This window comes from Delftia sp. ASV31 (genome assembly GCF_016428765.1).
Lineage (GTDB): Bacteria > Pseudomonadota > Gammaproteobacteria > Burkholderiales > Burkholderiaceae_C > Comamonas > Comamonas acidovorans.
Window position 1 is genome coordinate 15,087 of record NZ_JAELTK010000066.1, and the last position, 19,751, is coordinate 34,837.

Genomic DNA, 19,751 nt, shown 5'->3' on the forward strand with positions numbered 1-19,751 from the left:
TCGGGAAACCTCAAGGCGCGACAATAGCGTCATGACCACCCCCACCCACGTACAACGCAGTGCCGTGCCCCTGAGCACGCACGACACCACCCGCATCGACGACCTGCGCATCAAGGCCGTGCGCCCCCTGATCACCCCGGCCCTGCTGCAGGAATGGCTGCCCGCGCCCGAAGCCGCGCAGCAACTGGTGGAAACCAGCCGCGCCGCCATCTCGGACGTGCTGCAGGGCCGGGACGACCGGCTCATCGTCGTCGTCGGTCCCTGCTCCATCCACGACCACGACCAGGCCATGGACTATGCGCGCCAGCTCAAGGCCCAGGCCGACGCCCTGGCCGGCGAGCTGCTCGTGGTCATGCGCGTCTACTTCGAGAAGCCCCGCACCACCGTGGGCTGGAAGGGCTACATCAACGACCCGCACCTGGACGGCAGCTTCGCCATCAACGAAGGCCTGGAAATGGCCCGCGCCCTGCTGCTGGACGTGCTGGCCCTGGGCCTGCCCGTGGGCACGGAATTCCTGGACCTGCTGTCGCCGCAATTCATCAGCGACCTGGTCAGCTGGGGCGCCATCGGCGCGCGCACCACGGAAAGCCAGAGCCACCGCCAGCTGGCCAGCGGCCTGTCCTGCCCCGTGGGCTTCAAGAACGGCACGGACGGCGGCGTCAAGGTGGCCAGCGATGCCATCCAGGCGGCCAGCGCGCCCCACGCCTTCATGGGCATGACCAAGATGGGCCAGTCCGCCATCTTCGAGACCCGCGGCAATGGCGACTGCCACGTCATCCTGCGCGGCGGCAAGCAGCCCAACTACGGCGCCGAGCATGTGCAGGCCGCCTGCGCCCTGCTGGAAGGCGCAGGCCTGCGCCCGCAGGTCATGATCGATGTCTCCCACGCCAACAGCAGCAAGCAGCACCGCCGCCAGATCGACGTGGCGGCCGACGTGGCCCAGCAGATCGCCGGTGGCGATGCCCGCATCACGGGGCTGATGATCGAAAGCCACCTGCAGGAAGGGCGGCAGGACATCGTGGACGGCCAGCCGCTGGCGCATGGCGTGTCCGTGACCGATGCCTGCATCAGCCTGGAGCAGACCGTGCCTGTGCTGGAGCAGCTGGCTGCGGCGGTGAAGGCGCGGCGGGCGAAGCTGCGGGGGTGAGTTGACTGGCCGGGTCTGTTTTGGACCCGCGTCAGGCAATGGGGCAGTCCTGTCCTTCGGCAGGACTGCAATGCAATCGCCACAGCGCAGTGGCGTGCATATGAGTCGCCGATGTAAAAGCAGGGTCGGCAGACTGCGGATTCCATTCAGGCGCTGGTGCAGCCCAGGCTGTGTATCAATACTTTCAGATCAGTCCGATTGCATCATGCATTTTTGCAATGAATGATTGATTTATTCATATCGAATTAAAAGATTCTTCTATTGCTGCATCCAGATGTATTTCGAGGATTGCACCAATATATTTGGCCGCCATTGTTATGGTGGTCCATATTCCTGGATGAGAGGGGCGGAGGACAAGGAAAATGAATCGCTCTATCAAAGAAGACCAGGATCTTCATTTCAAAGAATTCGGGTCATATATCATGGGTTTTGATTCTGCGGAGGAGGATCAAGTATGAGGCCTGGCGATGCAAAGCGGGTATTTGATCTTGCAGTGGGGCGCTCCGCCCCACCGCTTGCCTCCATGGTCACCATTTTTGCCATTAGTTTTTATAGCTCGACTCTCGTTGCCCAATTCAGCATAGCCCTTTCCTTTGCATCACTTTTCTTTGTATTGCCTGCGAGTATTGGCGCCATCTTCTTTTCAGAAATGGCTGCCAGCAAAGATAAGGAGCAATCGGACTCGCTCATCAGTTTGCTGTTTTGGCTGGTATTCCTGTACACCGGGTTTTGTTTTATTCTGGTGTATTGGCTTCCTGTTATCTCGAAAACCCTGATATCCGGTTTGCCAGAGGAGCTATTGGATGGAGCCATATCCCAGGCAAGATTGATAATTCTGTGTATTCCCTTCTTCGGAATCATCAATGTATGTGGCTGCGTTCTTGAGTCAAGATCACATACTGCCATCGTTGCAAAATTCAGAATGTGGCAGGTTTTTTTCCACGCAGCCTGTGTGATTGTTGTGCTGGTGCTGCTTGGGAAGAATAAGTGGATGAGCGATGATTCTGTCGCTCTTGCCTATCTGTTCAGTGACATCATTTTTTCCGTTGCCGCATATGCTTTGATGCGGAAATACTGTCAATTCAGATTTTCATTCAATTTTCGTGCATTGCCTGGCAGAAGAATATTTTCCGTTTTGATCCCTGGCTATGCCAATGCGTTCTTTGGGAAATATCTGCTTTATATATTGTCAATGTCTGTTGCAGGGCTGGGTGCAATGTATTCTGCAATTCAATCTCAAGCTTCTGCCATATTGCTGTTGGCAGAACTGCCTGCCATGGGAGTCTGTGCACTTCTGGCAATGGAGATATCCAAAAATCGTGGAAAATGGGTAGTGCAATTTCAGTTCATTAGAGATTCATCGTTATTGATGATTTTTTGTGCCATTATTCCAGTTGTTGCATTGTCTGTATTCATGCTGTTCTATGAAATATCAGAAGCGAATGGTTCTCAAATTGTCGGTGAGGGATTCCTTTCCTTGGTGTGCAAAGGAGTTACGGATGTGGTGTTCTTCTATGCGGCAACAATTTCTGGCGGGCTAGGTCTTTATTGGTCATCAAGAATGATTTTTTGGACTATTTATGCAGTGATATTTTTTGCTCCAATTTCATTGGGTTTTCATGGCTCCAGTTATTCCCTGATCAACTATATTTTCTCGTTTTCTTCTCTCATGTCCTGTGTGATGTTGGTATTGCTTATTCACAATAGGCGAGAGTCTCTATCTGAAGAGAAGATTGGCTTGAAGGAAAGCTTGTAGCCGTGGTGGCCTTGGCGAGGTCGTCTGCCCTTCGACAACCTCGCAACCCCGCAACCGCCACGACGCAGGCGCTGACATACGGGGTGGGGAGGGGGCGGGAGCGCCCTCAGGCCCGTGCTGGCCTGGGCTCCAGATTGCGCGCCGTCCCCAGCCATGTCGCGCAATGCGTTTCATGTCCATCCTCCGCCACCGCGTACAGGTTGGCTGCGCAGATGCTGAGCACGCGGCCGGCATCCACCACGCGGCCGCGCGCCCGCAGGTGGGTGCCGCGTGCGGGGGCGAAGAGCTTCACGCTGCCGTCCACCGTGGCATTGGCCCAGCCAGCAGGCAGCAGTGAACCTGCGGCCGACACCGCCGCAAAGTCGCCCAGCGCAAAGATCGCCGTGGCCTGCAACTGGCCCGGCTGAAAGCACAGGGCATCGGCAATGGGCATTTCCAGCTCGGTGGCGCCGGGCTCGGCCCGCACGAAGCGCAGGCCCAGGGTGCGCGCCATGGGCATGGCCAGCACGGCGTTCTGCAGCGCCTGGGTGGATGGGGTGGGGTGCGTGGTCGGCTCAGTCATGGCTTGTCTCCTTCGTGGTGGGTGAAGCGGCACGGCGCACGCGCGGCCAGGGCGCGGCGGGTTTGTCGGGGGTGCTGGCTGGGGCCGGTGCCGTCTGCGCCAGATCCCGCTCGGCCTGGCGGGCGCGCAGCCACTGCACATGGTCCAGGGCCTGGGCGCGCTGGGCCTGCAGCGCGGCGATCTGTTCGTCTATCTCCTGCACGCGCTGCTGCACGGCATCGGCCAGGTCACCGGGACCTATGCGCCCCGCACGCCAGGCGCGCAGGTTCTCCGCAATGCGCGGCAGCCCGAACCCCAGCGCGCGGGACATGGCGATGAACACCACCTCGCGCCGGGCCGAGCGCGGATAGTCGCGGTAGCCATTGGGCAGGCGCCGGGGCTTGAGCAGGCCCGCGCGCTCGTAGTGCCGCAGCGCGTGGATGGAGACGCCCGTGAGCTGGGCGAGTTCGGAGATCAGCATGTGCCAAGGCTAGCAAGGCTTGTGCTGGGCTAGGGTTGGGGAGGTGACAGGTTTTTCTATCGCTGTCTCTGGCCAGTCGTCTTCAAGCCGGCTGCGCGGCAGGCCTCATCACGCGCGCCGTGAACCGGGCCATGAACTCGCGCGTGGCAACGCGGGCGCCCAGGGCCGTCAGGTAGTTGGCGCAACCGTGCACCACCGAGGCGCGGTTGTCGTCGAAGGCTATCAGCCCCAGGCGAACCACGTCCTCGCTGGACGCTTTTTTCCCGAAGGATGCGGCCTCGCCGGCGCGGGCGAAGAACGCCGTGTCGGTAGCGCCCGGGCACAACGCCAGCACGCGCACGCCGCGCGGCCGGTACTCGGCCCAGAGCGCTTCGCTGAACGAAAGGACAAAGGCCTTGGTCGCGGCGTAGACCGCCATGTACGGGACCGGCTGAAACGCTGCCGTGGAGGCGATGTTGATGACGCCGCCCTGGCGCTGCTCCAGTGCGGGGAGACACAGGTGCGTCAGCTCCACCAGGGCACCCACATTCAGGTCGATGGTCTCCCGCTGCATGTCCAGCGCCAGTTCATCAAACCTGCCGTGGGTGCCGAAGCCGGCGTTGTTCACCAGCAGATCCGGCAGCAGGCCCCTGGCGCTGACGGCATCGAAGACCCGCCGGGCTGCCCCGGGTGTGGCCAGGTCCTCGACCAGGAATTCGGCGCCGGGCAATTCGCTGGCGAGCTTCTCGAGCCTGTCGCGGCTGCGCGCGATCAGCACGACTTTGGCGCCACGGCGGGCAAGTTCCCTGGCGAATACTTCGCCGATGCCCATGGAGGCGCCGGTCACCAGGACGGTTTTCTGGGAGAAATCAAAAGGGGTTTTCATGCACTCGAGTATTGCGACGGGGTGCCCGGCTGGGAATGGGCAGCGCTGGTAAGCTGATTTGCATTCATGAAAAACCAACCGCCCACCACCTGGGATGACCTGCGCGTGCTCCTGGCGCTTCACCGCCACCAAAGCCTGCTTGCCGCAGGCGCTGCCCTGGGCCTGTCCACCTCCACCGTCGCGCGGCGCATCGAGGCGCTGGAGCAATCTTTGGGCCGCGCCCTGGTACACCGCAGCAGCGCAGGGACGACGGTCGAGCCCGATGCGATGGAACTGGTGGAGCTGGCCGAGCAGTTCGAGCTGGGACTGGGTGGCATCAAGCGCGACGACCGGCCCGATGAGAAGGCCCATGCGCTGACCGGCACCATCCGCGTCAGCATGGGCGAGGGCTTCGTGAAGCCCGTGACCGCCGTGCTCTCGCAGTTGAGAGGCGCGCATCCCGGCCTGCATATCGAAGTGGCCGTGGAGTCGCGCTTCACGGATGTCGGGCGGCGCGAAGTGGATGTGGCGCTCAGGGTCGGGCGCTCCAGCTCGGCCGTGGTGGTGGAGAAATGGGCGGGGCAACTGACGTTTGGCCTGTACGCCTCGCACGGCTATGTCGAGCAGCGCCTGCCGGGTCGCCACCTGCGCGTGCAGGACTTCGCCAGCCACGATTTCGTGGGACAGGACCTGGCCACCGGCAGGCAGGACGCCTCCAACCTGTGGCTGGCCAGCCGGGGCGCCACCCGGTTCGTCTTTCGATCCGGCTCCGACCTGGCCCGCCAGGAGGCCACGGAGCAAGGTCAGGGCATCTGCCTGCTGCCCGACGCCATGGCCCATGCCGTGCCCGGCCTGGTGCGGCTGGAGGTGGACGCGCCACTGCCGTCCTGCCCGGTGTACCTGGCCTATCACCGCGACCGCCGCAACGTGCCGGGCGTGCGGGCGGTCATTGACGCGCTGGGTGTGGCGCTGGCAGACGGGCTGCAGCCGCCAGCGGAAAAGGCGACAGTGGAACGACCCTGAGTCGAACTTCGCCTTGCTGCGGCTGACAACACGAAACGGAAACGTTTACTTCAGGCCGCGACTTCCGCGAGCAAGGTTTCGGCGGCAAGCTTGCCGAGCGCATTGCCAGCCAGCGGGCTGTCGCCCGTGATGAGCTGGCGGTCCCGGTGCACCGCGCCCGAGATGCCATCGTTCACGATCTCGATGCCCAAGGCCTTGAGTCTTTCGCCGAACTTCCAGGTCAGGTGACCCGGCATGTAGCCGATGTCGGGGGTCTGCGCGTCGAGCGCATCGGGGAAGGCACATATCTTGTAGCCACGGTAGATGTCGCTGTCGCCAACCGCGAGGAAGGCGGCAGGGCCGTGGCACAGGGAGATGACGAACCGGTTGTTGGCGGCCGCCCATTCCAGCACCGCTCCCACGTCACGGCTGTCGGGCAGGCCGATCAGCGCGCCATGCCCGCCAGGCACGAAGATGGCTGCATATTGCTCCAGGCCCTGCGCAAGCACAGACGACAGGCGCAGCGGCTCCTTGAACTGCGGGTGGTACTTGTTGAAGAAGCCCTTGACCGTCTCGTCTTCGGAGGGCATGGCCCAGAACTCGAACTTGACGGGATTTCCCGAAACCGTTGCCACGTCGAAGGCGAAGCCTGCCTTGTCGAGGTGGTACATGGGCAGCAAGGTTTCGACGGGATGGTTGCCGGTGGAAAAGAAGCTGCCGTTGTCGGTCAGCAGGTAGCGCTCGTCCGCGCCTATCATCAGGATCTTCTTGCTCCCTTGATAGGTTGTCGCGTAATCGGCATCCCGCAGGTCGGACTTGGGCGACGTGAACTGACTGAGCGAGTAGCGGGATGGAAAGAACGCATTGAACTCGGCCGGGTCAGGTTGAGGTTGCTTGTCCTGGGTCGCTTGTTCAGCCATGGGGTACCTCTCGGGTAGGTTGCGGAAGGTCCAACTATGCTGCGGCAAAAAACCTGTGGCAGTGAGGCATTTCCGTCAATGCAGTGCAGACAAAGTTGACGATCCGCTTGCATCTGTTCGATGTTCCCGACCGAGTCCATGTCGTTCATAGTCGCAAGACTCGGAGCCAAGCCTTTCTGACCGGCGTGGCCTGTGCGGCCGATGCGGTGAACGTGCACTTCAGGGCTTCGGATTGCTCGATGCAATTTGCTCCGTAGCCAGTTGCTTTTGCTGCATGAATGGCGCTTGCAGGCAATGGCAGGTTCGGGCTCGTTGCGCATCAGTTCACAGAGCACAACCAGCCTGAATCTGGCGGCCAGCAGTCGGCTGGCGACCCGTTGCTGTCGCTCAGTTTCAGTTTGCGGGAGTCGGCTTTCGAGCCATCGTCGCTGATTGCGGACAGATTCCGTTGCCAACTGAGAAGCCAGAAGCGCTCGCCTTAAACCCCATCATTCGGCGCGGCGAGATGCCAGGTTGGCATGAATCCACGACGACACGTCCGTTACCGGAATGGAGCGGCGCTGGTTGAACGTGCCGCTCTTGGGCCACGACATGCCGCGCCCCTGGGCAAAGGCTGCACGGTACTTGCTCATCATGTTTTGCGGGTCGCGCGCCAGTTCATCCAGCAGGTACTGCTCGGTCCATACCGACCGGGTGAAAGAGCGGCCAAGGCCCGCCTCCAGCTTGTCCGCCACCTCGCCGTAAGTCACGGTGTCGCCTGCCAGATACACAATCTCGTTGCGGATGCGGGGTTGGGCGAACACCACTTCGGCCGTCAGCGCGCCGATATCGTCGGGAGTGGTCAACGTCACTGCGGTATCGAGGCTTCCCAGGGCGTGGACCGCATCGTTGTGCAGGTCGACGACGCCGAACTCGGGCTCGAACAGGTAGCTCATGAACATGCCGGTGGAGATGATGACCCACTCCGTCTGATTCTGGCTGCGCAGCAGCTCACGCACGTCGAGCTGTGCGTCGAAGATGTCCTGCGGGCCACCCCGGCCGATCACGTCGAAGTCGACCCCAAACTGCCAGGGGAAGTACCGGGGAATGCCTGACTGCAGCGCGGCCCGCGCCAGCTTCATCGGTGTGTTGATGCCGGCTGCATAGCCAGCGCACCCGATCACCGTGTCATAGCGTGCGAAAACCACGGCAAGCTCATCGATGGAGCTTTTCACTAGGTCGCCCAGGACGATCTCGATGCCGAGGCTACGAATCTCCGAGATATCCCGCTGCTTGGCAGGCTCGGAGGATTCCACGGCGCTGGCGCGCAGCAGCACGCTGATCTTGCTACCAGCCACGCTCTTGGCGCGAAGTGCGAGGTTGCGAAGCACCGGCAGGCCGAGTTCGCCGGCACCGAGGACGAGGATGTTTCGAGACGTCGCGCTAGGGTCTAATTGGTTCATCGTGTGGACAGGAGAATGAGAGAGTTCTGGCAGTCTAGCCACGCACCGAAGATGATGTAAGAAGGCACACGCGTGATACCGAGAGCAAAACCACAGTGAACCGAGACGAAATTCTTCAATACGCGCAGAACGTTTGCGATGGCCTGCGAGACGATGACGATGGGGTGCGACGCGAGGTGCTTGCGCATGCCGGAAACCGCTGGTCGCTTGGCATTCTTCATACGCTGGGGGTGTATGGCAGGCTGCGCCACGCGGAGATTGGCAGGCGTATGCACGGCGTCACCCAGCGCATGCTGACGCTGACACTGCGGCAGTTGGAGCGTGATGGCTTAGTGCTGCGCCATGACTTCGAAGAGGTGCCGCCCAGGGTGGAATACGAGCTGTCGGAAACCGGCATGGAGTTGCTCCTGCGCATGGTGCCGCTGTGGACGTGGATCGTCGAGAATGCAGACCACTTTCGGGAAGCTAGGCAAACGTTTGACACTCTTCACCGCGATGCCGACTCATAGGCTGCTGCGGTGTTGACTAATAAAGCGGTCAGCCAAGCAGTCATTGCCAACAGCAGCTTCTGGCCGTTTGCCATCGTCTGAAAAGAGCAGCCTGCCTTGGCGACATCAATACGCAGGCAGCGATCCCTAGTCGCTTAATCCTGCCAACATGCCGTCATAGGGGCTGCCGTTTGTTCGCCCTAGCGCTCAGCCACCAACCCCAGCACAGCTTTTTTCGCCTGCGCCCGACCACCGCGAGCCAGCTTGCTCCATGCCAGGATCACTTCAGCAAGATCATCGTCCTCGCAGTAAAGGTAGGCAGTCGGCACTCCGAGGATTTGCGCAATCCGGTGAGACATTTCCACGGGTGGCCGCCATCGTCGTATCCAAGCCGAAGACAACCATCCTGGCTTGCCTTCCGTTCTACGAATTCCGTAGAGACGCCCCTCGCCGATTCAACGAGCATCGCAGGATGCATCATCATCCCGATCCTTCAACGGCGGCTTCTGCCGCGCCTCGGCTCGACGACCTCGCCATAGACGCCGTCTTGCACATGGGCGCCGCGCTGGATGTCCTGGACCTGCACACCCGCCACAACATCACGGCCATCAATTGCGTCTGCCGCGACCTGCTGCGCATCTACTACGTGAAGGCCGATCAGGCGCAGTCGCTGGAGCCGCAGGACAAGGAACTGCTCGGCCTGCTGCACGACACGGCGGTGGACCTGGGCTATGCCATCGAGGTGGTGGACCATCTGAACGGCGACGAGGCTGACGACCCCATCCTCTATGCCGTGAGCTATCTGCTCAAGGCGGCCAAGCGGTTTGCGGATGAGGGCGTGGCGGTGGGATTGGCGTGCGGGGCTTGCGTTTGAAATAAGTGGTTGCTAAAGTGTCGCCATGCCCGAGAACGACATCTTCAAGGCCCTGGCCGACCCTACGCGCCGCTCCATCTTCGAGAAGCTGGCCGCTGGCAGCATGCATGCCAGCGCGCTGCGCGAGGGGATGGAGATCAGCCAGTCGGCCATGTCCCAGCATCTGGCGGTGCTGCGCAACGCGGGGCTGGTGAGCGAGCAGCGGCAGGGGCGCTTCATGCATTACGAGGTTGATCCCGAAGGGCTGGCGCTGATTGCGGGCTGGCTGGCGAAGTACCGCGCCTACTGGCCGCAGCGCGTGGATGCACTCAAGGGCCTGCTCAAGGACATGGACCAATGAACAAGATGAGCAATATGGACACCGACGATGCGGCCTGCGAGCTGGTGCAGGAGTACGCGCTGGACGCCCCGCCCGAGAAGGTCTGGCGCGCGCTGAGCATTCCCGAGCTGCGCGCGCAGTGGCTGCCGGGCACCGAGCATGCCGAGCCTTTGCGGCAGGTGCCGCAGCAGGAACTGCGCCTGCGGCTGCGCGAGGCGGAGCCGCCCTTTCTTGAAAGCACGGTGGACCTGCAGATCAGCCCCGGCGCCGATGGCGGCACGCTGCTGCGCATCGTCCATGTGCTGACCGATGCGCGGGTGCAGCCCGCCAGGGAAGCGGCCAACGACGGCGGCTTCCTGATGTACGCGACCTGATGTACGCAACCTGATGCACGTGACCTGAGGGCCCCGGCAACGGGGCATGCGGCGCAGGGCCGCAGCCCTTTCTTTTTCACCACCACACACAGGAGTTCGCCCATGCGCGAATCGATGATGCTCGTCCCCATGGTTGTCGAACAGTCGGCGCGCGGAGAGCGGTCCTTCGACATCTACTCGCGCCTGCTGCGCGACCGCGTGATCTTTCTCAACGGCGAGGTCAACGACGCGATCTCTGCCCTGGTCTGCGCGCAGCTGCTGTTTCTGGAGGCGGAGAACCCGGACAAGCCCATTCATCTCTACATCAACTCGCCGGGCGGGGTGATCACCAGCGGCCTGGCCATGTACGACACCATGCAATTCATCAAGTCACCCGTGCACACGCTGTGCATGGGCACGGCGCGCTCCATGGGCTCCTTCCTGCTCATGGCCGGCGAGCCCGGCCACCGCATGGCCCTGCCCAACGCCAGCCTGCACGTGCACCAGCCGCTGGGCGGCGTGCAGGGCCAGGCCTCCGACATCCGCATCCATGCCGAGGAAATGCTGCGCACCAAGGACCGCGTGACACGCCTGTACGCCCAGCACTGCGGCCGCAGCTACGAAGAGGTGGAACGCGACCTGGACCGCGACCGCTTCATGACCGCAGAAGAAGCCCGCGAATGGGGCCTGATAGACAAGGTTCTGGACCGGCGCACGGCAACCCCCTGAGCCGCAGCGCCAGCAGGGCGCAGCGCACCGCGCGCCCCCTTCTCCCCACTCCCGTATGTCCGCGCCTGCGTCGTGGCGGTTGCGGGGTTGCAGTCCTGCCGAAGGACAGGACTGCTTCGTCAACTGACTTGCCGCAGTTGTTTGAGCGGCGCGCGAAGCGCAAAGCGAGTTCTGCGGCAAACCCCGCAGCCGCCACGACGCAGGTTGCCCGCAGCGAAGCGGAGGGTCGCGGACATCCGGGTCGCCTTTGCTTTGCCTACTTTCCTTCGGCCGGCGTACCGGTGGCGAAACAAAGGAAAGTAGGTCGGCCGCCGGGCCGAGACCCGGCCTCGAAAAACAACCCCCCGGCAGGGTCAAAAACAGGACCCCACCCCACGCCAGCAACCAGCGCGAAACGCTAACCCCGCCCCCTCATCACCCCCGCCAACAACGGCATCCCCGTCCTCCGAGTGAACTCCTCATAACTGATCGGCGCACTCATCCGCGTATCCGGGCTATTGGCCTGCCAGTGCGCCCAGGCACGCCCCGTGCTCGCGTCGTAGACCAGCTTGAAGATATGGCTGGGCACATGGACCTTGCCCGGCCCGATGGTGAGCGGCTGGCCGTCGAACACCGGCCCGGTGAACACATAGACATCGCCCTGGGCGCGCTGGGCGTAGCGGCGCGTGTCCTGCTCGACCTTGCTCCAGACGCCGCCGTTGTGGGTCTGGTCCTGCGGAACCATGTTGGCCAGGCTGAAGCTCTGGGCCATGGCCTCGGGCGAGTACATGTCGCCGGCCGGCGCCATGTGTCCGCGCGAGTAGCCGGAGCGGCGGTAGTCGTCCAGTTCGGCGCGCTCGGCGCGGGGCAGGCGGGCATCGGCATAGAACTTGTCGCTGCGCTTGAGGCCCTGGCCCTGGTCCAGCAGTTTGCGGTTCAGGCGCTCCACCACGAAGACGGGCGTCTTGGTCTGGCCGCTGTGCAGCACGGCAAAGGCGCTGAAGCACAGCTCGCGCTGCTGGGGCTGGATCTGCAGGGCCGGCGGCTCGCCACCGGGGAAGAAGTCACGGCAGTGCGAAAAGCCCGTGGCCATGCTGCCGGCTGGCGGGCTGCCGCCACCGGAGGCCGTGCCCGAGCCTGTCTCCGGCTGCTTGCGCAGGTGCTCCAGCCCCGGGATGGGCAGGGTGGACAGGAAGGGCGGCTCGGGAAGCTTGGGGTGCCAGTTCGGGTCCAGGCTGCAACTGGCGATCTGGAAGGTGCCCGCTGCCGCCACAAGGGCGGCGAGCATGGAGCGCCACAGTCCGCTGCGGCTGGAGGCTTTCTTCTTGGAGGCGGGGGAGGAACTGCGCTTGCGCGCGGAAGGCTTCTTGTTCTTGACAGTCATTCGGGGGCGGCAGGCGCTGGCCGCTGGGAGGCAAGTCCGCGATGGCGCGGGTTCTGATTCGGGTCCTAGGAATTCTCCTATGTTTCCAGGCCCCCAAATGTTTCCAGATGCCCTGAAAGCGGGCAGCGCATGGCCTGATTTCAGGTCTTTGGCTGGAGGTGTGCGGCCCTTGGTTCGGCAGGCGCGCCGAACCAGCACAGCGCCAGGGCAAGCACCGCGATGCCGCCCAGCGAAAGAAAGGCCGCATCAAAGCCGAAGCGCTGTGCAATCCAGCCCGCCAGTGCCGGGCTGGCGGCCGCGCCCAGGCCCTGCAGCGTCATCACGGCGCCCAGGCCTGCGTTGACGTGGCCGGTGCCGCGCAGCGTCTGCGCGACCAGGCCTGGCAGGGCAACGCCCAGCAGCCCGGCGCCCACGCCGTCGAGCACCTGCACGGGGATCAGCGCCCAGTCCGAATCCCAGGTGGCGGCGACCAGGCCGCGCAGCGGCAGCGACAGCAGGGCCGCCTTGACCAGCAGCCAGTAGCCGCTGCGCTGGGCGTGGCGCCCGGCGAGCAGGGCCATGGGGATCATGACCAGTTGCGCAACGATGATGGTCAGCGCCGTGAAGCCGCTGGGGTTGGCATGGCCGCGCGCCACGGCGGCCTGGCCCAGCAGGGGCAGCATGGCGGCATTGCCCAGGTGGAACAGCAGCATGGCCACGGCCAGCACCCGCAGCGCCGGCGTGCCCGTGAGCACGTGCAGCAGGCCGGGTGCGCAAGGCCCGGCCTGCTCTGGGGGCGGCGTGCCTTGCGGGGTTTCATCCAGCCGCATCAGCGCCAGGCAGGCCAGCGAGGCGCAGCCCATCAGGGCCATGAGCACGAAGACGGAAGGCAGTCCCCAGCGCAGGCCCATGGCCCCCGCCAGTGCGGCCGTGGCCACGTTGCCTGCGTGGTTCCAGGCTTCGTTGATGCCCAGCTGCCGGGGCAGGTCCGCATGGCCGGTGATCTGCAGCGTGATGCCCAGCAGGCAGGGCGCGATGAGCGCCGCGACCACGCCGGTGATGACCTGCGATGCCGCCGTCACAGCCAGCGACGGAGCGATCCAGATGGCCAGGTTGCCCGCCAGCAGCAGGGCGATGGCCGCGGCCAGCAGCTTGCGCTTGCGGCGCGAGGCATCGACCAGCGCGCCCAGCGGCGTGGTGGCCAGCATGCCCGCGATGCCGCCCAGGGCCATGACGTAGCCGATGTCGTCCAGCCGCCAGCCCTGGGCGAGCAGGAACACGCCCAGGAACGGTCCCAGGCCGTCGCGCACGTCGGCCAGGAAGAAATTGAGCCCCGGCAGCCAGCGCCGCGCATGGTGGTGTGTGCGGTGCATGGCGGCTTCCTTCAGCGCAGGGGGCCCTTGAACACGAAGAAGGCGCCCAGGCAGATGAAGCCGAAGCCGACCAGGTGGTTGAGGGTGAGCTTCTCGCCCAGGTAGAGCACGGAGAAGACGGCGAACACCACCAGCGTGATCACCTCCTGGATGGTCTTGAGCTCGGCCGCGCTGTAGACCTCATGGCCGAGCCGGTTGGCGGGCACGGCAAAGCAGTACTCGGCCAGCGCGATCAGCCAGCTCACCAGGATGACGAGGTACAGCGGCCGGTTCTCGAACTTCAGGTGCCCGTACCAGGCGAAGGTCATGAAGACGTTGGAGATCAGCAGCAGCAGGACGGGGGCGATCTTGGGGGACATGGTGGGGTTCGGTGAAGGCGGGAAAGCGGGCAAGCCGAAAAGCAGAAAGCAGGAAGCAGGAAGGGGCCGGAGCCCGCCCGGCCCCTGGGACCGGGCGGTGGTGTCAGCGCGCGCGGTCGTACAGCGGCTGCAGGTCCGACAGGCTGGTACCCATGCTGGTGGCCTCCAGCGAAGTGCCGTGCGCGTTGCGCGTGCCCAGGCCCGAGGCGGCAAACAACTGCCCCGGCTGCAGCGGCTGCTGCAGCGCATGGGGGGCGAAGCGCACGATGGCGCCGTCGGACAGGATGACGCCGTTGGCATCGCCGCGCGGGCCGGTGAGAACGGCCTCGATGCGGCCCTGGGCCTGCTGCGTCTGCAGGCCGGCCATGCGCAGGTGCGGCGGCATGGGGCGGGCGCCGTCGCGGGCGGGCGGCTGGTCGTACACGGTCTGGCCGCTGGCCGAGTTCACGATGGCATCCGCCTTGACCGCACCACCGGCTTCGCTGCGGCCGATGATGCGCACCGTGTCGCCCACCTTCACGGCTGCCGTGAGCGCGTCGGACATATGCGGCGGGAACCGGACCACCGTGCCGTCGGTCAGGCGCAGGCCGTCCACCTCTCCATACGGATTGGTCAGCAGCCGGGCGACGGCGCTTTCAAGCACGGCCTGTGCGTGCGGCGCGCCAGGCCCTCCAGGGGCTGAAGGGCCTGAAGGGCCTGAAGGGGCGAAGCCGCCGGGCGGCACGGCATGCGCATTCAATGCGCTGGAACCCAGCCACAGAACGGCGGAGGAAAGAACAAATCGGGACATGAGGGCTCCTTGGTTGGCGATGGACACGCATCCATCAATGCAAGTGCCATGCCATCAGGAATCCTCATGAAATCAAGGGCTTGCAGCGGATGCTGCGAGCCCGGTGTCCGATGTGGAGACAGCCTGTGTCACCGTATCGGACACATGCGGCGCCGTCCGTACGTCCGTGCGCCCATTGCGGCCTCAGCCCAGCCCGAACTCCGCCAGCTTGCGGTACAGCTGCTGGCGCGACAGTCCCAGGCGGCGCGCGGCCTCGGCACGGTTGCCCGTGGCGGCGGCCAGGGCACGCGTGACCATTTCGCGCTCCAGCTGGGCGACGGCGGCGGCCAGCGGGCCGTTCCAGTCGATGGCGGGCCCGTGCACCACGGCAGGCTGCAGGCCGATGTGCTCGGCCCCGATGACCGGCCCGGGGCACAGCAGGGCCGCGCGCTCCATGGCGTTGCGCAGCTCGCGCACGTTGCCGGGCCAGTCGTGCGCCAGCAGCAGGCGCGCGGCGTCGGCACCCAGGCGCTTGGGCGAGGCGCCGCCGCCTTGGCGCAGGAAATGCTCGGCCAGCAGCAGCACGTCGCCCAGGCGCTCGCGCAGCGGCGGCAGGTGCACGGGCACGACCTGGAGCCGGTACCAGAGATCCTCGCGAAAGCGACCCTCCTTGACGGCGGCGGGCAGGTCGCGGTGCGTGGCCGCGATGATGCGCACGTTCACGGGCAGCGCCCGGCTGGCGCCCACGGGCGTGATCTCGCGCTCCTGCAGCGCCCGGAGGATCTTGGCCTGCGTGGGCAGCGGCATGTCGCCCACTTCATCGAGGAACAGCGTGCCGCCCTGCGCCTCGCGAAAGCGCCCGGCGCGGTCGCTGACGGCGCCCGTGAAGGCGCCCTTCACATGGCCGAAGAGTTCGCTTTCCATCAGGTCGGCGGGAATGGCCGCGCAGTTGACGGCCACGAAGGGGCGCTCCGCCCGGGCGCTGTTGCGGTGCAGGGCTCGGGCCACCAGTTCCTTGCCCGTGCCGGTCTCGCCCAGCACCAGCACGGTGGCGTCGCTGTCCGCCGCCAAGCCGATGCGCTTGAAGACCTGCCGCATGGCCTCGCTGCCGCTGACCAGCTCGGCTTCATCGCCTTCCTGCTCTGGGTTCTGCGCCGGATTCTGTGCGGCGTTCTCAGGGCTGCCGGCCTGGCCGGCACTGAGCAAGGCGCGCTCCAGCACCTCGACCAGCGAGGTTCTGGCAATGGGCTTGGTCAGGTGATCGAAGGCGCCCAGGCGCATGGCCTCGATGGTGTTGCTGCCGCTGGCATAGGCCGTGAGCATGATGCAGGGCGCCCGCGAGAGGCCGCGGGCCTTGCGCAGGAAGGCCAGCCCGTCCTCGCCGGGCATGCGCAGATCGACGATGGCCACATCCACCGAACCGCCCTGCAGCACCTGCAGCCCCGCCGCCACCGTGGGCGCCGCACTGACCGCGTGGCCCAGGTCGCCCAGCATCTCGGCCAGGCTTTCGCGGAAGGCCGTGTCATCGTCAACGATCAGGATGCGGGCCATGGAAATTCCATTTCTATGCGGGTGCCTTGTGTTGTCTTGCCCAGCGCGATGCGGCCGCCATGGGCCAGCACGATTTCGCGCACCAGCGCCAATCCCAGCCCGGTGCCGCCCGGGCGCGCGGTGGTGAAGGGCTCGAACAGCGTGTCGCGCAGCTCTGGCGCAATGCCCGTGCCGTCATCGGCCACCCACAGTTGCAGCGGGCTGTTGCGGTGGGAAACGGTGGTGCCGCTGCGGTCCGCGCCCAGTTCCACCCGGCCGCCGGCCGCCGTGTGCGCCAGGGCGTTGAGCAGCAGATTGTCCAGCGCCCTGGCCATCTGCACGGGGTCCAGCAGCGGGCGGCGCCCATCCTGAAGGTCCCGGGCAAGGCCGGCGGACACTGCCGTTGCCAGTTGCACACCCCTGGCCTGGGCCAGCTCGGCATGTGCCTGCAGCCTTTCGTCCAGCAGCTGCTGCAGGTCCACCGGCTCCGGTTGCACCCGGAAGGGCTGGGTCAAGGCCAGCAGGCTCGATACCAGGTCTTCCAGGCGCGCGGTCTGGGCCAGCACGGCCTCCAGCGCGCCCTGGCTGCGCGCTTCGCGCAGTGGCGCGGGCGCTGCCAGCGCGGTCTCGGCCTTCATGCGCATGGTGCCCAGCGGGTTGCGGATCTCGTGCGCCAGGCCTGCGGACAGCCGGCCCAGGGTGGCCAGCCGTTCGGCGCTGAGCAGTTGCTGCTCCATCTGTGCCGACTGCCGCTGCCAGCGCCGGAGCATTCTGCCCAGCCACAGGCCCGAGACCAGGACCATGCCCAGCAGCAGGCTGACGGCAAGGATGAGGGGGTTGACCACGTCGGCGCTGATCAGGGGAACGCGCATCAGTGTCCAGGCCACCAGGGCGGGCGCATCGGCCTGGGCCGGGCAGGCGGCAAAGACCACCGCCTCGCGCAGGCCGGGGCGCAGGTCGGTCACCAGGCCTGCGCTGTCCCGTGCGCGCTGGGCGGTGGAGGCGATGCGCTCCATCTCCGCACTGGGCGCATCGCGCTTGATGCCCGAGCCGTCATAGGTGGGAAAGGCATAGGCCACCACGCCGGGGCCCTCGCGCCAGAAGCCGCCCTCCATGCCGGGGCGCTCGCGCAGCGCCAGGTCCAGCACGGCCTGCGCGGCGGACCGGGCCTGTGCGCTGGGCGTGTCCGCCATCAGCCCCGCCAGCCCCATGCGCGCGGCCCCGGCCTGCAGTGCGCTGCAGCTGACGCCTGCGGCGTCGCGGGCGCGGGAAACCTGCTGGTCGGTGCCCTGCCGGCTCAGCAGCAGCAGCAGCCACGCCAGCACCAGGGCGACGGCCGAGATGGTGAGCCAGAGGATCACCAGATCCCGTTGGATGGACTTTTGCGGGGACAGGGCCGGCTCCTGAAGTGATGCGCTGGAACATACACCGAAAGGGGGTCCGCGCCTGGCAGCCAGGGCCGCGTCGCCCTGCGCGGGCGCTGCGAAAGTAACGCCGTGGCGCGCCGGCGTTACGTGACATTGCCCGTAACGCCGCGGGGTGACATGGCGGCGGCTGTGCGCGGGTGTTCAAATAAATCAATAGGTTACAGATGGCTTTGCGTTGGATGAAGACGTCCAGGCCCATGGCACGCTTGTTGCAACAGGATGCAAAAAGCTTGTCGCAGTGTCTGGAAAACCGGGCGCTGCCCCACCCGCCCCATCGATCGCCGTCTTTCGGAGGAGAAACCATGGCCGCTGTCTCGTTGTCGTTTGCAGGCGTGCCTCTGCCGCGACTGCGCGCCCACCCGGACAGGGCGCGCAGCAAGCCGTTGAACGTGCCCGCCTCGTTTGCGTCTGCGGCGGTGCCGCGCGCTTCTGGCTTTGCCTCTGCGCGCGAGGCCGGTGATGGAGGCGCGCATGCACAGATGGCGCCGGTGGCAATGCTGACGCGCGTGAGCGAGGGCGTGCGCATCGTGCGGCGCAACGATGTGATCGCGGCCCAGGCCGGCGCCGTGCTGCAGCAGGGCGACCGCGTCATCGTGCCCCAGCAGGGCGGCGCGCAGGCCGTGTTCCAGGAGCAGGACGGGCAGGCGCTGCTGGGCAGCTTCGCAGGTGGCACGGACGCCACGCTGGCGTATTTCAGCCGCAAGGCGGATGCCTGCTCGGTGGTCTTTGACCTGGTGGCCGGCCATGTGGACCTGGCGCTGTCGGCCGTGGATGCCGGCGTGCTCGGCGGCGGGCCGTCCGGCCGGGGGCGCAGGGCGATCGGATTTCACTGCTATTCACAACCCATTGCAGGCCGTTGAATGAAGGAGCACACCATGCACGACGACATCATCGAAGCTCCGCCCGGCGACACCCCCGTGGACCTGGCCATCTGGCTGTCGCCCCTGCAGACCTGGCGCAGCGTCTACGGCAACGGCTTCTGCGAGGAGGCCATGCGGGTCTGCGTGGAGCGGCTCACGGGCCTGGGGATCGATGCCGAATCGTTGGAGCGTGCGGGCGACACGGTGCTGGTTCGGGGCTTCGATCCCCGCACGATGGCTGACACGGTGCTGCCCGGCAATCAGGCCCGGCATGGCTGGATGCATGCGCTGGAGTCCGCCCTGGTGCGCGACCCGGTGGTGGACGGCGCGCGCCAGGCCTATCTGCGCGCCGAGGTGCAGGCGCTGGGCTGCGTCTCCCTGACGGGCCTGCACGAGATACGCGGCAAGGGCCACGCCACGGCGGGCGTCCAGGACATGGCGGTGCGCAGGATGCACCCCAGGCTGATCAAGGCCTACCAGGCCGACATGCAGTTGGCGGGCCGCCTGCTGGACGATCTGCGGCTGGGCCACCTGGCGCTGGCATTCCAGCCCGTGACGCTGCTGGAGCCGGCAGGCATGGCAGGCGGGGGCAGTGGGGCCGGCGCGGGCCGCACCCTCTACCACGAGTGCCTGCTGCGCCGCAGCGTGTTCTCTGCCTACGACAACTACGCCGTGCCCCACGCCATCGAGGCGCTGGAGCGCCTGGGCCTGGCCGCGAGGCTGGACCGCAGCGTGCTGTGGTCGGTGATAGGCGCGCTGGAGATGGAGACCGGCCACAGCCTGGGCTGCAATCTGTCGGCCGCCTCGTTCTGCGACGACGCCTGGTGGGATGGCGTGTTCGACTACCTGGAGGACCGGCCCGAGATCGCCCAGCGCCTGGTGCTGGAGATCACCGAGACCGGCGCCTTCCCCTGCGAGAAGGCCGCGCTGGGCCTGGTGCGGCACCTGCAGATCCTGGGCGTGCGCGTGGCGCTGGACGACATCGTGCCCCGGCGCGGCGGCCTGGACATTCTGGGCAAGCTGCGCGCCAACATCGTCAAGATCGACAAGTCCGTGCTGGACCAGAGCCTGCAGGCCCGGCCTTCGGCCCGGATGATGCAGGGCCTGGTCAGCCTGTGCGCCGACCGGGGCGCCTGCGTGATCGTGGAAGGCATCGAGTCCGCCCAGGGCCTGGAGGCCGTGGCGCTGGCGGGAG

General features: G+C 65.6%; 21 protein-coding genes. 10 read left to right on the forward strand and 11 right to left on the reverse strand.

The annotated features are described in order from the left end of the window. Positions 1–31 precede the first annotated feature (31 nt). Together JHD82_RS20990 and JHD82_RS20995 are read left to right on the forward strand one after the other, a co-directional pair. Positions 32–1,147, forward strand: a complete 1,116-nt coding sequence (locus JHD82_RS20990; RefSeq protein ID WP_043825515.1) for a 3-deoxy-7-phosphoheptulonate synthase — start codon at positions 32–34, stop codon at positions 1,145–1,147. 454 nt (positions 1,148–1,601) lie between these two features. Then, entirely contained in the window at positions 1,602–2,903 is a 1,302-nt protein-coding gene (locus JHD82_RS20995; protein ID WP_199138561.1) for a multidrug transporter MatE, read from the forward strand. Between the two features lie 106 nt (positions 2,904–3,009). On the opposite strand, the gene JHD82_RS21000 is transcribed toward JHD82_RS20995, so the two are convergent. The 3 genes from JHD82_RS21000 to JHD82_RS21010 form a co-directional block, all read right to left on the reverse strand. Then, positions 3,010–3,465, reverse strand: coding sequence for a PaaI family thioesterase (locus JHD82_RS21000; protein WP_199138563.1), 456 nt, complete (start codon positions 3,463–3,465; stop codon positions 3,010–3,012). After that, positions 3,458–3,925, reverse strand: a complete 468-nt coding sequence (locus JHD82_RS21005; RefSeq protein ID WP_183020242.1) for a MerR family DNA-binding transcriptional regulator — start codon at positions 3,923–3,925, stop codon at positions 3,458–3,460. The genes JHD82_RS21000 and JHD82_RS21005 overlap by 8 nt, the downstream gene beginning before the upstream one ends. Before the next feature lie 82 nt (positions 3,926–4,007). Next, entirely contained in the window at positions 4,008–4,790 is a 783-nt protein-coding gene (locus JHD82_RS21010; protein ID WP_199138564.1) for an SDR family oxidoreductase, read from the reverse strand. A 66-nt stretch (positions 4,791–4,856) separates the two neighbouring features. On the opposite strand from JHD82_RS21010, the gene JHD82_RS21015 reads away from it, so the two are divergent. Further along, a complete protein-coding gene (locus JHD82_RS21015) occupies positions 4,857–5,792 on the forward strand; it encodes a LysR family transcriptional regulator (protein ID WP_199138567.1) in 936 nt (311 codons plus the stop codon). A 50-nt stretch (positions 5,793–5,842) separates the two neighbouring features. Here the strand turns inward: JHD82_RS21015 and hchA are convergent, their stop codons facing one another. Both hchA and JHD82_RS21025 read right to left on the reverse strand, forming a co-directional pair. Next, a complete protein-coding gene (hchA, locus tag JHD82_RS21020; protein WP_199138568.1) occupies positions 5,843–6,691 on the reverse strand; it encodes a glyoxalase III HchA in 849 nt (282 codons plus the stop codon). A 488-nt stretch (positions 6,692–7,179) separates the two neighbouring features. Then, the gene (locus JHD82_RS21025; RefSeq protein ID WP_199138570.1) at positions 7,180–8,133 is read right to left on the reverse strand and encodes an aromatic alcohol reductase; all 954 of its coding nucleotides are present in this window, start codon (positions 8,131–8,133) and stop codon (positions 7,180–7,182) included. Positions 8,134–8,228: 95 nt separating this feature from the next. On the opposite strand from JHD82_RS21025, the gene JHD82_RS21030 reads away from it, so the two are divergent. The 5 genes from JHD82_RS21030 to JHD82_RS21050 all read left to right on the forward strand — a co-directional run bounded on the left by JHD82_RS21030 (position 8,229) and on the right by JHD82_RS21050 (position 10,896). After that, positions 8,229–8,642, forward strand: coding sequence for a helix-turn-helix domain-containing protein (locus tag JHD82_RS21030; protein ID WP_034347780.1), 414 nt, complete (start codon positions 8,229–8,231; stop codon positions 8,640–8,642). 451 nt (positions 8,643–9,093) lie between these two features. Beyond that, positions 9,094–9,495, forward strand: coding sequence for a hypothetical protein (locus tag JHD82_RS21035; RefSeq protein WP_199138572.1), 402 nt, complete (start codon positions 9,094–9,096; stop codon positions 9,493–9,495). A 25-nt stretch (positions 9,496–9,520) separates the two neighbouring features. Continuing rightward, positions 9,521–9,835, forward strand: a complete 315-nt coding sequence (locus JHD82_RS21040) for a helix-turn-helix transcriptional regulator (protein WP_043825505.1) — start codon at positions 9,521–9,523, stop codon at positions 9,833–9,835. Next, on the forward strand, positions 9,832–10,188 hold the full coding sequence (locus JHD82_RS21045) for an SRPBCC domain-containing protein (protein ID WP_199138574.1): 357 nt from the start codon (positions 9,832–9,834) through the stop codon (positions 10,186–10,188). The genes JHD82_RS21040 and JHD82_RS21045 overlap by 4 nt, the downstream gene beginning before the upstream one ends. 102 nt (positions 10,189–10,290) lie before the next feature. Beyond that, complete coding sequence (locus tag JHD82_RS21050) at positions 10,291–10,896, forward strand: ATP-dependent Clp protease proteolytic subunit (RefSeq protein ID WP_199138576.1); 606 nt, start codon at positions 10,291–10,293, stop codon at positions 10,894–10,896. A 397-nt stretch (positions 10,897–11,293) separates the two neighbouring features. Here the strand turns inward: JHD82_RS21050 and JHD82_RS21055 are convergent, their stop codons facing one another. The 6 genes from JHD82_RS21055 to JHD82_RS21080 form a co-directional block, all read right to left on the reverse strand. Then, entirely contained in the window at positions 11,294–12,259 is a 966-nt protein-coding gene (locus JHD82_RS21055; protein ID WP_012203976.1) for a DNA/RNA non-specific endonuclease, read from the reverse strand. A gap of 140 nt (positions 12,260–12,399) precedes the next feature. Next, positions 12,400–13,611 carry an MFS transporter gene (locus JHD82_RS21060; RefSeq protein ID WP_199138578.1) on the reverse strand — a complete coding sequence of 404 codons (1,212 nt, stop codon included), beginning with the start codon at positions 13,609–13,611 and terminating at the stop codon, positions 12,400–12,402. A gap of 11 nt (positions 13,612–13,622) precedes the next feature. Continuing rightward, positions 13,623–13,970: a DMT family protein gene (locus JHD82_RS21065; protein ID WP_012203978.1), complete on the reverse strand. Its 348-nt coding sequence runs from the start codon at positions 13,968–13,970 to the stop codon at positions 13,623–13,625. A gap of 103 nt (positions 13,971–14,073) precedes the next feature. Then, positions 14,074–14,760, reverse strand: coding sequence for a hypothetical protein (locus JHD82_RS21070; RefSeq protein WP_199138579.1), 687 nt, complete (start codon positions 14,758–14,760; stop codon positions 14,074–14,076). 183 nt (positions 14,761–14,943) lie between these two features. Further along, complete coding sequence (locus JHD82_RS21075; protein WP_199138580.1) at positions 14,944–16,290, reverse strand: sigma-54 dependent transcriptional regulator; 1,347 nt, start codon at positions 16,288–16,290, stop codon at positions 14,944–14,946. Then, positions 16,275–17,630 (reverse strand): PAS domain-containing sensor histidine kinase, encoded by a 1,356-nt coding sequence (locus JHD82_RS21080; protein WP_099734431.1) that lies wholly within the window; start codon positions 17,628–17,630, stop codon positions 16,275–16,277. The genes JHD82_RS21075 and JHD82_RS21080 overlap by 16 nt, the downstream gene beginning before the upstream one ends. A 368-nt stretch (positions 17,631–17,998) precedes the next feature. Between JHD82_RS21080 and JHD82_RS21085 the strand changes: the two genes are divergently transcribed. Beyond that, a complete protein-coding gene (locus JHD82_RS21085; RefSeq protein ID WP_043781120.1) occupies positions 17,999–18,556 on the forward strand; it encodes a hypothetical protein in 558 nt (185 codons plus the stop codon). Positions 18,557–18,571: 15 nt separating this feature from the next. After that, the coding region (locus tag JHD82_RS21090; protein WP_199138581.1) for an EAL domain-containing protein at positions 18,572–19,751 on the forward strand (1,180 nt) is incomplete at its 3' end.